Genomic DNA, 12,919 nt, shown 5'->3' with positions numbered 1-12,919 from the left:
AAAAACTAGAAATCTTGCTCTATACTGATTGGGACATCCATATGAAGCCTCTTGTACTGAAAGCGGCGATGCTGGTGTTTCTTCTTTTACCGGTTTCGTTTTTATCCGCACAACAAATGCAATCCGTCTTTCTTCGAGACGGAAGAGTTTTAAAGGGCGAAGTCGTAGACCAGACCGCCACATCCATACAACTGAAATTGCCCGACGGTAAAGTATTGGAACTCGCAAAGACTTCCATATTGAGAATCAGTTTTAAAGACGCTCCTCCCCCAAAACAGGAGAAGGAAACAAAAAAAACGGAACCGACTCCGGAAGAGCAGGATGCGGCCAAAAAATTAGAGGAAGAGAAAGCCGCAAAACTTCTCGCGGAACAGGCCAAGAAGGACGCTCTAGCCGAGGAAAAGAAAGCGAGACAAGCCAAACGACAGAAGGAAATCGACGAGGCGAAACGAAATTCGCTGGAGCTCTACGCCGGAACCGGTATGGGATCCTTTCAATACCAAACCGAGGATTATTACGAGAAATTTCTGAACTTCGTCAACTTAACCAAAGGTGCCAGTAGCGGAGGCCAATTTTTTTCGAGTCCGCAAACCAAGGCACAACGTCCTCTCACCGTTTCCGCTCGTTATTCCTGGAATCGACTGGTGTTAGAAGCGGGGGGCTCGAATTTCCGGAACAATGCCTCCATGGTAGTACCCGGGACCATCAACACTAGTGGAGCAGTCGTACCGAACCAATCCTCTTTAGCTTTCAGCTCCTTTCCGGAAACCTATAAGCAGCTTTATGCCCAGGTTTCTTTCAGCGTATACCCCCACCCAAAATACGATGTTCGCCCCATTTTAGGATACCAACGAATCTGGCAGAAAGCGGATAATTCCTTTCTTCTGGACTTGTCCCCTGCCGTTCCCGGAGGTTACAACGTAGCTCGCAAAGAAGACAGAGCGGTTGCCGATTATTTGCACGGGCCGTCCTTCGGAATGGCTTTCGATATGAAGATCAACGAAAAGTTGGAGGCCAGATTCGAAGTGCAATCGTATTCCCTAAAAGGAGATTCTCAAGCTAATTTGAGCACGTATGGTTTGACGATCGGCGGGAATCCGGGAGGGGATGAGACGAGCAGAATCCTAAACCACTGGAATGCCAAAGGATCCTTTCTATCTGCAAAACTGATCTACGAATGGAAGTACGGACTCCGATTCTGGGTCGGATTCCAATCCACAAAAATCCAATACTCTCTGCAGAGCACTCGAGCGGAAATCGGAACGACGAATCCCACTCCGCCGGACCAATTATTCCTGCAACAGATCGTCATCAACTCCATAGCCCAATCCTATGCCGGTGCCACATCCACTTCCGCAATCTTCTTAGGAGTAGGGACCGCCTTCGATTTTAAAAAATGATCCGCAATTCTTCAGCCGCAACAAGGGCAGTCCAGGCGGCGTTCCAAACGGATCTTTCTAAATTCCATATTCTTGGTTTCCACTTGGATCATGTTTCCGAACAATCCGGATTCTTGTACATTCGGAAATTCTAATAAGAATTTTATCGCTTCCGTTGCCTGGATGCTTCCGATCAATCCGGCTACGCTTCCGATCACGCCGGCTTCGGAACAGGAAGGAACGGATTCGGGAGGAGGTTCGGATTCGAATACGCAGCGAAAACAAGCGTCCACTCCGGGTCTGACGCCCATAACCATTCCTTCGAACCGCAGCACTCCCGCGGTAAGGAAAGGAATCTTCGACCGAACACAGGAATCGTTCACCAAAAATTTGGTCCCGAAGTTATCGGATCCTTCCAAGACCAGATCGAACCCCTGTAGCAAAGAATCCGCATTTTCGGACGAAAGGCGAACGGCATGGCTCGCGATTTGGACAAAGGGATTCAATTCGCGGGAATTGCGGGAGGCAGTTTCCGCTTTTTTGGCACCTATGTCCGAATGACGGTATAAGATCTGTCTTTGTAGATTGGTCGTATCGACTTCGTCGGAATCGATGATGGTAATATTTCCGACCCCGGCTGCGGACAAATAAAACAACGCCGGCGATCCTAAACCGCCGGCGCCTACGATGCATATTTTGGAAGACTTGAGTTTTTCTTGTCCCGCCCGGCGGACCTCGTCGAGCAGGATGTTGCGGGAATAACGGCTAAGTTCTTCCGGGCTCAACACTCGGAAAGAATTCTTATTTCTTTAACTTCTTATTGATAACGTTCAGTATGTCCGCTACGAATTCGTCCGATCTACGGTTCTTGTCCGCAAATTCCAAAGCCTCTTTCGTGGCGTCTTCGGCCTTTTCGTTTTTTGCAGTAATATTCAGTAAACCGGCCAGAGCGGTATAAACGATGTCGCCGTTTTCGGAACTAATGATCTTGTTTTTCAAAGCGATCGTGCTATCACCCGGTTCCGCAATTTCTCCCAAAGCGATGGCGGCAGGAACGGCCACTTTAGCGTCATTCGTGCGGTTTAACAGATTGATCAGTTCGGAAACCGCGGATTTTTCCTTTTTACTTCCCAGGTACAAGGCGGATTCGATTTTTTCCTGATCGGATCCGGTAGATAAGGTTTTGATATGTTCTTCGGTCGATTTTTCGGCAAAAAGAGAGGATGCAAAAACGAAACTAAAAACGGCGGTAAGGGCAAGAACACGGATTTTCATGGATTCCTCCTGGCTCCCGAAAATCTTTCCGCGCTTAGGCCGTTCGTCAACCGAAATTAATCCGCGCCGCCCTCTCTTCCCGCCCGTTTCCCCTCTTCAGGAATTTCGCAAAAGGGTCGAAGGAATCTCTCCCTTGCCGAAAGATGGAACCAAGGCATGGAACTCGGAATTCCGAAAATTCGACCGAAAGAATTTCTATCCAAATGGAAGGAAGAATTCTTTCCTCCGCGGATTCTGGACAAATACGTATTTTCCGAATTTTTTAAGACCTTTGCGGGAACCTGTATCATGATCACCGCGTTGATCTTTTTGAATATGGTCAACACCAACCTAAAGGATTTTTCCGGAACCAAGGCCCCCAAATTCCATATATGGCTCTATCTTCTATACAGCCTTCCTGAAATCATAGCCAGCTATTCCATCAACATGTCCGTGCTTTTTGCAGTCTCCTTTACCATCGGTCAATTTTCCGCGAATAAGGAAATCGTGGCCATGATGTCCGCAGGGATTTCCTTCCATAGAATCGTAGCCCCGATCGTCGCTTTCGGCTTTTTCCTCTGGTTTGTGGTCTTTCTCGGAACCCAATTTCTGGTCAGACCTATGAATAAATTGGCCAAAGAGGAACAGAAAATGATCACGGAAGGGACGGGAACCATGACCAATATGGTGTACCAGTTCCATTTCAAAGGGAAGGAAGGCTTCTACTATATCTATTTTTACGATCCGGTGAAGGACGAAATCAAGGGTGGATTCAATTATGTCAAACTCACCCACGACCAAACTCCGGAATATGTGCTTTCCTCTCTGAAAGCTAAGTACGACTCCAAGGGAGATATCTGGAAGCTGACGGAAGTGGAAGAGACCAGATTCGATGACGACCTGAAAGTCTCCTCCTTCCAAAAATTCCCCGAAAAGGAATATTACCTACCGGAGAAGCCTGAGTATTTCAAGGTTCCCAAAGGCTCCGTGAAAGAGATGAATATCTTCGAACTTGCCGAGGAAAAGGACAATCGTCTCAAGAAGGGAATCGGATTCGGAGACGTGAATATAGAGGAACATTCCTTATTCGCGGGTCCCTTTCTGGCGGTAATCGTAACGCTGGTCGGTTGCGTCGCCGGGTTTTTTACCAAAAGAGTGGCGGGAGTGGCCTCTTTAGGAGTAACACTGGTCGTCATCCTGGTGTATTTTGTGATGAGCTCGGCGTTTACTTCCGTAGGGGAAAATGGAGTGATTCCCTCCTGGTTTGCGGTATGGATCACACCCGCGATTTTTCTGGGAGTGTTGTACGGAATTTATAGAAGAATGAGGATTTGATCCGGACGAGATTCCCGCGAATTCCCGAAACACATCTTTCTTTTTCGGAATTTTTTTCCCAAAAAGTCGGAACTTGGAAAAAAAATTCATTGGTAGGAAAAGGTTTTACCGATACTGAGTACAGATAAACCTGTGGGGAAACCGGATTGATGAGACATAAAAGCCTGCAGGAGAGAAGAATTCAGAGATAATTCCCCTCTCCCTCGCTTGCATTCCGGCGGAACCGAAAGGAGGGTAAAGAACATGGACGTTCAACTGACGAAACTGGTCTCTTCGGCCGAAAAACTTCTCCGAGACAAGAGATCCGCCGTTTCGGGAAAGACCGAACCGCCCTCGGATACCCAAAATACCACGGATAAGACCGAGTTTTCCAGCAGCCTGACCTCCCGTTATTTGAAAGTTCAGGAGACCCTAACCGGACTCCAGCAAGAACTTTCCAAGGAGCAGATGAAACTCGGGATCCTGAACGAAGGAACCACTCCGAAAGAGGATTTGATTCACATTCTGTTCGGAGAAACTCCTCTTTTTAGAGAGCTCTCGGAAAACCCCGAGCTCGACCTAAAAGAGCTGAAGGATAAAGTCCAGACAAACAAGGACGAACTTACGGATATGATCCGCAAGTTTGAAGTGGAATCCGAGAACGTGCTTTCTGTGGGCATGCTGAAAAGCCCCGAAAATTTCCGGAAATCGATCGAGGAACTTTCCGCAAAAGATGTTCCGATGAGACAGCTTTCCGAAAAAACGATCGAAAGACTGATTCAGTAGGAATCGGCGGCCAACCGAATCGATCGATTGAGCCCGGCTTAGCCGGGCAGAATTTCTTTTCCCTAAAGAGGGAAGAACTTTTCATCACCTAACGAAGGGATTATTTCCCCTTTTCTCCACAAAGACTGACTTCTTTTCAGAAAAAGATTTGCTGCCGGTGCTTCCGAAATCGATTCTTTGTATCGTATGAAGTCGGTTTTCCAGCGGCTCGGTTTGTTTTTTTTCATCTGTATCTTTCCCCCTCTATGGAGCCAAGGAACCGATGGAGTCCGTTACGTTCTGATCACTTCCGGAGTCCTGAATGTTCGGGAAGCCCCAGATACAGGCAAAGTCCTTTTTACGTTAAACAAAGGTGCCAGAGTACGTTTGGCAAAAGACGACGGAGGAGACTGGGTAAAAATCAAATTGGAAGACGGACGGAACGGTTTCGTATCCAGACGATATCTCGGATCGACACCGCCGGAAACCTTGGATGCTTATAAATTAATCGGCTTAGTCTGGTCGGGATACGATCCCAAGGAACTCCCCGTTATGGTTCCTCTCGCGTTTTTCGGCAAAAACGGATGGCAGGAAGCCAAAGACGAATTCGAATTCGATTATAAATTCAGAAGCGGCGTGGAAAAAGGACTTCCTTCGGTCACTTTGCTGCAAGGAAACAAAGGGCCGATGTTTTCCGCAGTCGCCTCCGGGACTTACGGTTGCCAAGAATTTCCCGCGCTGAAAGTAAAACCAAGTGCCGAATTGGATTCTAAATTTTCTTATCTAGTGCATTCTCCCGAGCTCGGATTGCATTCTCTAACCTTACGGGAATTAGCCCCCTCCGAGTCCGAATACGAACTTTTTCGATCCTTGGCGGAGACGACCTGGAAAGCGAGGGGATTTAAAGAAACCGAATGGTTGAAATCCAAACTGCAGGAAGTGTACGAGTTTAAGACTCCGAAAAAAGAAACCTTCATTTCCGGTAGGATCGCATTCTCCGAAGGAAATGCGGAAAGAAAATATTTCTATCTGCTCGCCAGAAAATCCGGAACGGATCGTGCGTTGGTCGCATTCGAGAAATCGGAATCGCTTTCTCCGGAAATCGGAGTCTATGGAGGTTCTTTCCACTTGATCGGAACCGTATACCGCGAGGAGGATCCAGCTCCCATCCTGATCTTTACCGACATAGGTTATGATTCTTCCATTCGAAGCCTGTACGAATTGCGGAACGGAACGTTACGCTTGCTTTTACGAGGAGGCGGAGACGCCTGCTAGAAAATCCGCAGGCGCCCTCGAAATATTTCCTAGCGGGCCGCGTACGCGTAGTCGGTGTATCCTTTTTCCCCAGGAGTATAGAACGTACCTTCGTCCGGAGAAGATAGAGTCAGGCCGTTTTTCAATCGATCGACTAGGTCCGGATTCGCAATAAAGTGTCTTCCGAATCCGATCAAATCCCCCGCGTGTGCTTCCAAATCCGCATCGGCCCGGGTCGTATCGTATCCGCCGGATAAAATGTAAGCTCCTGCGGGGTTTCCGGATTTGTAAGCCGTACGAATTTTTTGGACGGTGGATGCGTTCGGCTTCGGTGCTCCCATAGAAGAGTGGTCCACAATATGAACGTAGGCTAACTTCAATTTCCCCAACTCTTTGGCCAATTCCTCGTACTGTCCTTCCAGTCCTTCGAAACTTCCCAAATCGTTAAAGACTCCATACGGAGAGATTCGGATCCCTACTCGTTCCGGTCCGATCGCTTTGGAAACGGCAGCCGCCACTTCGATCGCGAAACGGTTCCGATTTGCAGGACTTCCACCGTACTGGTCCGTTCTTTGGTTGGCGGCGGGATTCAGAAATTGGTCGATCAGGTAACCGTTCGCTCCGTGCAATTCCACTCCGTCCAGACCGGCGCGAATCGCATTTTCTGCGCCATGAACGAATTCTTGGATCGTCTTTTGGATGTCCTCTGAATTCATTTCCCTAGGAACCGGGTATTTCTGGTTGCCTTCCGAATCCGTCCAAATGTTCCCACTCAGACCTACGGCGGAAGGAGCGATCACTTCCGCCCCCGCCGGTAAATTGATCGGATGACCCACCCGACCGGTATGCATGATCTGAACGAAGATTCTACCCCCGTTTTGATGAACGGCGTCTGCAACTTTTCCCCAACCCTGGGTTTGCTCTTCGGAAAAAATCCCCGGAATTCGGGAATACCCCAAACCGTTCGGAGAGGGAGAAGTTCCTTCGGTGACGATCAGTCCGGCCTCTGCCCTTTGCGCATAATATTCTGCCATCAGATCGTTTGGTACGTTTCCGATCGCGCGGGAACGGGTCATCGGGCTCATGACGACCCTATTTTTCAATTCGATTCTACCCAGAAGGTACGGTGTAAAGAGTGGATGTGTGCTCATAGTTATTGGTTAGACCCAATAACTTTAACATTGAACTACTTTTTTCGAAAAAACTCAAAAAACTCCAGGATGCTATTTCACATCTTTCAATTTTTGGACTTCCTGTTGGGTGACGGAAATCATCTCTCGGCTAATTGCCAAAAACGTCCCTAATTCGTCCGTGTTATATCTCTCCAGCGCTTCTCCGGCAGCCTTGGCCAAAGAAGCGTAATAGGACCCGAATTCCTCCGCCCTTTCCGCACAGGGTACTACGAGGACTTTTCGCCGGTCACTTGGATCCGTTTCTCGTCGTGCCACTTTGGCTCGTTCCAGGCGATCGATGACCCCAGTAACGGCCCCAGAGGTCAATCCGCTCAATTCCGCCAGCCTTCCCGCAGTCATCGGTCCATAGAGCTGTAAAAAATCCCCGCATTCCATATCGGAAGGATTCATACCAACTTTTTCCGCTACAATCTGACTAATAATAACGGAGAGAGCGCTCATTTCGCGGATCGCCGTCATGACTAAATTTAAAATTTCCTTCCGGGACTTTTTTTTACTTGCTAGATCGGACATATACTTTAGACAATAAAACTCTTAGATGCTAAGATTTTTTTCAAGTAAGATTTATAATCCCTAAGGGGACAGCACAGGGTAAAAACAGAGTCGGAACGAAAGAAACCCGTTTTTTTCCTAGGAGAAAAAAGTATGAAAGAGAAAACCTTACAAATCCATCCTTTGGATATGAGCGGGGTTACCTGCGTGGAAATTTTCGGCCACGGGGGAGAAGTCTTCGTATCGAGTGGGAATACTTCTCCCGAATGCGTAGTGGAAAAAACCGGAAACGTAAGGTACCGCATCGAAAAGAAAGGGGAAAAACTAAAAATCTCGGCGGTGGTTCCCCACTTCGTTTCCTCCGGAGAAATCCGATTTCAATTGAATCTTCCCGAGAACCAAAGCGTGAAGATCGCCGGAAACTCGACTCCGATCCGTCTTAGAGGAAAGTTCCAAGATGTGGATGCAGCCTGCTCGGAAGGTGACATTCGCCTGGAAACCGCTAGCGGAAATTTCCGACTAGCTTCCGCAAAAGGAGATATCGTTCTTTCTAACGTCCACGGTTCCGTATCCGCATCCACAGCCGGAGGAGATATCATTGCCGGAGAACTTTCCGGAGATCATATTCTGACTTCCGTTACGGGAACCTTAACTCTAGCGGGAGGAGAAGGTCGCTTTCGTCTTTCTTCAGAACACTTTTTGTCCGCAAATGAAATTAGGCTCCGTCCGGGTTCGCAAAACTACTTCGTTACCGGGGGTCCCTTGCGATTGCAAAATCTGATTCCGGAAGGAGGCTGCCTTTTACATGCTTCCGGTCCCAAGAATCGAATTTTCCGGGACCTCCCGAGCTTCCTAATTTTGGAAAAAGGAAAATATCTGAAGGCGAGCGCGATAGGCCCGAAGCCTTCCCATCTACAGTTGCGTTCCAAAGAGGAGATTCATATACACTCCTCTCGGAACGAAGGACCGGATCCGAAACTTTGCGCAAATGCCTAAAGGAGCTCAGTGCGCCTCGTCCCAGTTGGCCCCGAATTTTCCGGCTACCTTGACCGGAACCTTTAGGGGCATCGCCTTCTCCATAAGGTCTTTGGCGACTTTCAAAAACTCATCCTTTTCGTTTTTGTGAACTTCGAAGACTAATTCGTCGTGCACTTGAAGAAGGAGTTGGGACTTCCACTTGTGCTTCGAAATCTTTTCGTGGATATGAAGCATCGCGATCTTGATCATATCCGCGCAGGTTCCCTGTATCGGCGTATTGATCGCCACGCGCCGGGCCGCTTCCTTGTGCATTCTATGACTCGAATTGATGTCCGGCACGGGACGGCGGCGTCCCTTCAACGTTTCGACATAGCCTTTTTCCTCGCAGAAGGCGATGGTATCTTCCATGTATTTCTTCACTCCCGGATATTGGGCAAGGTACCTCTCTATGAACTCTTTCGCTTCCTCTCTGGAAACGCGAAGATTCCTGCTTAATCCGTACGGAGTGACTCCATATATTACGGAAAAATTAACTACCTTGGCTTTGTCGCGCATCTCCGGAGTCACGTCGGATTCCGGTACGCCGTACAGGGCGGAAGCGGTCCGTTTGTGTATATCGATTCCTTTTTCATAGGCTTCGACCATCGCGGGATCCCCCGAGATATGAGCCATGATCCTCAATTCTATTTGGGAATAATCCAGACTCAAGAGTTCGAAGTCCTTGTGTCCGCTGATGAATCCTTTTCGGATCAGACGACCTTCCTTTTCCCGAATCGGTATGTTTTGGAGGTTCGGATCCGTCGAGGATAAGCGACCCGTAGCCGCGATGGTCATATTGTAGCTGGTGTGAATCCTTCCGTCTTTGGCAGAGGCCATAGATGGGAGAGTATCCACGTAAGTGGAGAGCAGTTTCGTATATTTTCTGTAATCCAAAAGTTTTTCCACGATAGGATGTTCCCCTAAGAGTTCCTCCAAAACTTCGTGGTCGGTGGAATAGCCTGTCTGGGTCTTTTTTACGACCTTCAATTTCAGATCTTCGAAAAGTATTTTCTGAAGTTCTTTGGTACTCGCTATGTTGAATTCCTTTCCCGCATACTTATGGATTTGCCGTACGAGATCTTTCACCTCCCGTTGAAAATCCTTGGAAAGTTCCGCGAAATATTCCGCATTTACCGCGATTCCGGCTTTTTCCATATCCGCTAAAACCCGGATCAAAGGAAGGTCGATCTCCTTCAAAACCGGATCCAATCCTGAGTCCTTTAAAGGCTTTCTCAGGGAATTGTATAAGCGAAGCGTGATGTCTGCGTCTTCCGCTGCGTATTCAGAAACCTTATCCAGCTCCACTTCCCAGAGATTCTTTTTATTTCTCCCTGTTCCCACTAGATCCGAATAATGTATGGTCTGGTAGTTGAGAAGTTCCTTTGCCAGGTCGTCCATATTGTGGCGCCGAGACTCGGGCTGGAGAATATAGGAAGCCAACATAGTGTCGAAGACGATATTCTCCAACTTAAAGCCGTGGTTTTCCAGTACGATCAGATCGTATTTGATATTCTGCCCGACTTTCGGAATGAACGGATCGGAAAGCACCGGATCCAAAATTTCCCGTACCTTGTCCAAAGGTAGAAGTTGGTCGTTGAAGAGTCCTTGAGAATGGGTTACGGGAATATAGGACCCCGTCCCTTCCTGGTTAGATAGGGAGATTCCCAGCAATTCCGCGTCCACAGGGTTTTGGGAGGTAGTCTCCGTGTCTACCGCCAAGATGGGGGATTTTTTCCATGCGCGGGCAAGTTTGGATAATTCTTCCAGGCTTTCGATTCTTTTGTAGATTCCTTTGGCCGCAGCAGAAGGTTTCCCTTTTTCTTCGGCCTCTAGTTCGTCGGGCGGAGGCTCCTTTCCCGCCGACTTGGCCAAATCTCGGGACAACACGTTATAGCCTTGGGATTTCAGATAACGGATAGCATCATCCGAATTGTACTCCGGAATTTTGAGTTCGCTCTCTCCGATGCCTAGATCCAAGTCTCTCTTGATCGTAGCGAGATTGCGGGAAAGAAACGCATTTTCCTTATGCTCTATCAGCTTATTCTTTACGGAAGCGTTCCGGATAGCCTCTACATTCTTATAGATTCCTTCCAAGTTTTTGTATTCCTGGAGAAGTTTGGATGCGCCTTTGTCTCCGATTCCTTTTACCCCGGGAATATTGTCAGACGTGTCGCCGACGATCCCCATATAATCCGTGATCTGCTTGACGTCCACGCCCAATTCCTCCTTTACCCAGGAGGAATCTATCTCCACGAATTCGGTGACTCCCTTTTTTCCGCGGAGCATTTTAATATTCTTTTTTTCTAATAATTGATAAAGATCCTTGTCGCCCGAAAAAATCAGAATCTCTTTCGCTTTTCCCTTATACGTCTCCGTTAAGGTTCCGATGACGTCGTCCGCCTCGTGTCCGGTCACCTTCAGTACCCGAAAACCCAGTTTTTCGAGGGTTTCCATAATCTCATGCAATTGAGGACGCAGATCTTCCGGCATAGGCTTTCGATTGGCCTTATAGTCCGCAAACGTAGTTCCCCTCTCTAAAGGACCGCCGGGATCGAAGGTCATAGCGACGTGGGTCGGCGTATAATCCTCGAAAAGTTTGAACAACATCCGAAAAAAGCCGAAGACGGCTCCGCTCGGTTTTCCCGTTTTCGAGTTCGTCAAATGAGCCGCAGCAAACGCGTAATAGGCGCGAAAGGCGAACGCATGTCCGTCTATGATCAGTAATCTTTTCACGCGGCTTCCCCCGATTTCCCTTTTTTCGGAACGATATACAGGTCCTCTCCGATAAGGCTGTAATAGGCCAGCTCCGTCTTCTTTAACGTATTTTTAATGGAGAATTTTCTGACGAATTCTTTGTTCATACCGCCGAAAGCCTTCCGCAATTTGGCGTCTTCTAACAGAATTTGAAACGACTTAGCGAGAGAGTCCGCGTCACCCACGGAAGAGATAAAGGCTCCTTTTTCCTGAACCAGCATTTCGGCGATTCCTCCTCCGTTCGTGGCTACGATCGGCAATCCCGCCGACATCGCGTCTAACACGGAAGTCCCCAGACCTTCCTCTTTGGAGGTCAGCGTGAATATATCGAAAAGCGAGAGAAATTCCGGTATGTCTTCGCGGAACCCCGTAAAGACCACCTTGTTCAGTAACCCCTTTTGTAGAGCCAACTCCTCCAATTCCTTTCGAAGCGGCCCTTCCCCTACGATGAAGGTTCTGAATTTTTGGTCTGATCGGACTAAAGAAAGCGCGTTCAGGAGAGTTTTTTGGTCCTTATGATCTACCAAAGCAGCCACATTACCGATCACTAATTCATCTTTTTGTAATTCGAATTCCTTTTTCAAAAGACTCGGATTCGGCGTTTTTTTCGGCGGAGTGAGATCTATTCCGCTATATACCGTAACCACTTTGGCGGGATCGACGCCGTCTCGGACTAGAACTTCCCGGATGGTATTCGAGACGGCTAAAAAAAGATCCACACGCGGGGATACGTATTTTCTCTTACTGAACCAATTCCGACGGATCCGAAAATCCACCCGGCGAGATACGATGAGACGTACTTGGGGGAGCTTGGCCTTGGCCATCCAGGCGATGGAATGGGCTTTGGCGGTATGTGCGTGAATGATCCGAATCCCTTTGGTTCGAATCAACTCCCGAAGAGCGGCCACGGATCCAAAGTCCCATTCCCCTTTCATCGGAAGGGTGACGACGGGAAACCCCGCTTCCTTTGCCCTTGTCTCCAGAGCGGAACCGGGACGACAGAGGATCCATTGGGAAATCTTACGCTTCTTCAGCCCTTCCGCCAGGAGAAAAAGTTGTCTTTCTCCTCCTCTCCAACCGGTTTCAGTATCGATATGTAGGATCACGCGATCTAACTTGGGGTGAAAGGTAGAATTCTGCAAGGAGTTATATACCGGATTTTTCCGCAAAAACCTCGGGAGAAGTTCTTCCGTCTTAATAAAAATAATTCCAATATAACGAAATGAGTTTTCCGAAGCTAGAAAAACTCCGACCAAATAGATGCCCCCATAGATGCAGAAAGGCAATCTCTGGAAATTTTTTTCTGAAAAAAGGAATTCTCCGAAAAAACGGATCTCCCTTTTGTTTCGCTAGTAGGGAGATAGATTCGTTTTTCGAACAGAACGTTCTTCAAAAACGAAACCGAAAGATCGGTTTGACAATCCATAGAAATGTTCGGAAATTAGGATTGCTCGCCTATGCTTCCGGAACTTCTTCTAGGCGAATTTTAAAATCATA

11 protein-coding genes are annotated in these 12,919 nt (G+C 48.0%); 5 read left to right on the top strand and 6 right to left on the bottom strand.

Features of this window, described 5'->3' with window-relative positions; genetic code table 11:
- Window positions 1–41: 41 nt before the first annotated feature.
- Window positions 42–1,400: a cell envelope integrity TolA family protein gene (locus tag EHO60_RS07050; RefSeq protein WP_135767427.1), complete on the top strand. Its 1,359-nt coding sequence runs from the start codon at window positions 42–44 to the stop codon at window positions 1,398–1,400.
- Between the two features lie 11 nt (window positions 1,401–1,411).
- Here EHO60_RS07050 and EHO60_RS07045 read toward each other — a convergent pair whose 3' ends face one another.
- Window positions 1,412–2,167 carry a HesA/MoeB/ThiF family protein gene (locus tag EHO60_RS07045; protein WP_135767426.1) on the bottom strand — a complete coding sequence of 252 codons (756 nt, stop codon included), beginning with the start codon at window positions 2,165–2,167 and terminating at the stop codon, window positions 1,412–1,414.
- A gap of 13 nt (window positions 2,168–2,180) precedes the next feature.
- The gene (locus EHO60_RS07040; protein WP_135767425.1) at window positions 2,181–2,654 is read right to left on the bottom strand and encodes a HEAT repeat domain-containing protein; all 474 of its coding nucleotides are present in this window, start codon (window positions 2,652–2,654) and stop codon (window positions 2,181–2,183) included.
- Between the two features lie 156 nt (window positions 2,655–2,810).
- On the opposite strand from EHO60_RS07040, the gene EHO60_RS07035 reads away from it, so the two are divergent.
- The 3 genes from EHO60_RS07035 (at window position 2,811) to EHO60_RS07025 (ending at window position 5,987) form a co-directional block, all read left to right on the top strand.
- Complete coding sequence (locus EHO60_RS07035) at window positions 2,811–3,968, top strand: LptF/LptG family permease (RefSeq protein WP_135767424.1); 1,158 nt, start codon at window positions 2,811–2,813, stop codon at window positions 3,966–3,968.
- A gap of 243 nt (window positions 3,969–4,211) precedes the next feature.
- Window positions 4,212–4,733, top strand: a complete 522-nt coding sequence (locus EHO60_RS07030) for an LIC10415 family protein (RefSeq protein WP_135767423.1) — start codon at window positions 4,212–4,214, stop codon at window positions 4,731–4,733.
- 186 nt (window positions 4,734–4,919) lie between these two features.
- A complete protein-coding gene (locus EHO60_RS07025) occupies window positions 4,920–5,987 on the top strand; it encodes an SH3 domain-containing protein (protein ID WP_135767422.1) in 1,068 nt (355 codons plus the stop codon).
- A gap of 29 nt (window positions 5,988–6,016) precedes the next feature.
- Here EHO60_RS07025 and EHO60_RS07020 read toward each other — a convergent pair whose 3' ends face one another.
- A complete protein-coding gene (locus EHO60_RS07020) occupies window positions 6,017–7,117 on the bottom strand; it encodes an alkene reductase (protein WP_135767421.1) in 1,101 nt (366 codons plus the stop codon).
- Window positions 7,118–7,189: 72 nt separating this feature from the next.
- Complete coding sequence (locus EHO60_RS07015; protein ID WP_246028173.1) at window positions 7,190–7,618, bottom strand: MarR family winged helix-turn-helix transcriptional regulator; 429 nt, start codon at window positions 7,616–7,618, stop codon at window positions 7,190–7,192.
- A 186-nt stretch (window positions 7,619–7,804) separates the two neighbouring features.
- On the opposite strand from EHO60_RS07015, the gene EHO60_RS07010 reads away from it, so the two are divergent.
- Complete coding sequence (locus EHO60_RS07010) at window positions 7,805–8,647, top strand: DUF4097 family beta strand repeat-containing protein (RefSeq protein WP_135767419.1); 843 nt, start codon at window positions 7,805–7,807, stop codon at window positions 8,645–8,647.
- A gap of 6 nt (window positions 8,648–8,653) precedes the next feature.
- On the opposite strand, the gene polA is transcribed toward EHO60_RS07010, so the two are convergent.
- Window positions 8,654–11,401: a DNA polymerase I gene (polA, locus tag EHO60_RS07005; RefSeq protein ID WP_135767418.1), complete on the bottom strand. Its 2,748-nt coding sequence runs from the start codon at window positions 11,399–11,401 to the stop codon at window positions 8,654–8,656.
- Entirely contained in the window at window positions 11,398–12,528 is a 1,131-nt protein-coding gene (locus EHO60_RS07000; RefSeq protein ID WP_135767417.1) for a glycosyltransferase, read from the bottom strand. Before EHO60_RS07000 ends, polA begins: the two co-directional genes overlap by 4 nt.
- Window positions 12,529–12,919 lie beyond the last annotated feature (391 nt).

The organism is Leptospira fletcheri (genome assembly GCF_004769195.1).
Lineage (GTDB): Bacteria > Spirochaetota > Leptospiria > Leptospirales > Leptospiraceae > Leptospira_B > Leptospira_B fletcheri.
Note: the sequence above shows the minus strand (reverse complement) of the source record. Positions and strands in the feature narration are given on the sequence as shown.

Coding starts and splice junctions, on each gene's coding strand:
- EHO60_RS07050 (WP_135767427.1), top strand. CDS start 42: ATGAAGCCTCTTGTACTGAAAGCGGCGATGCTGGTGTTTCTTCTTTTA.
- EHO60_RS07040 (WP_135767425.1), bottom strand. CDS start 2,654: ATGAAAATCCGTGTTCTTGCCCTTACCGCCGTTTTTAGTTTCGTTTTT.
- EHO60_RS07035 (WP_135767424.1), top strand. CDS start 2,811: ATGGAACTCGGAATTCCGAAAATTCGACCGAAAGAATTTCTATCCAAA.
- EHO60_RS07030 (WP_135767423.1), top strand. CDS start 4,212: ATGGACGTTCAACTGACGAAACTGGTCTCTTCGGCCGAAAAACTTCTC.
- EHO60_RS07025 (WP_135767422.1), top strand. CDS start 4,920: ATGAAGTCGGTTTTCCAGCGGCTCGGTTTGTTTTTTTTCATCTGTATC.
- EHO60_RS07020 (WP_135767421.1), bottom strand. CDS start 7,117: ATGAGCACACATCCACTCTTTACACCGTACCTTCTGGGTAGAATCGAA.
- EHO60_RS07015 (WP_246028173.1), bottom strand. CDS start 7,618: ATGACGGCGATCCGCGAAATGAGCGCTCTCTCCGTTATTATTAGTCAG.
- EHO60_RS07010 (WP_135767419.1), top strand. CDS start 7,805: ATGAAAGAGAAAACCTTACAAATCCATCCTTTGGATATGAGCGGGGTT.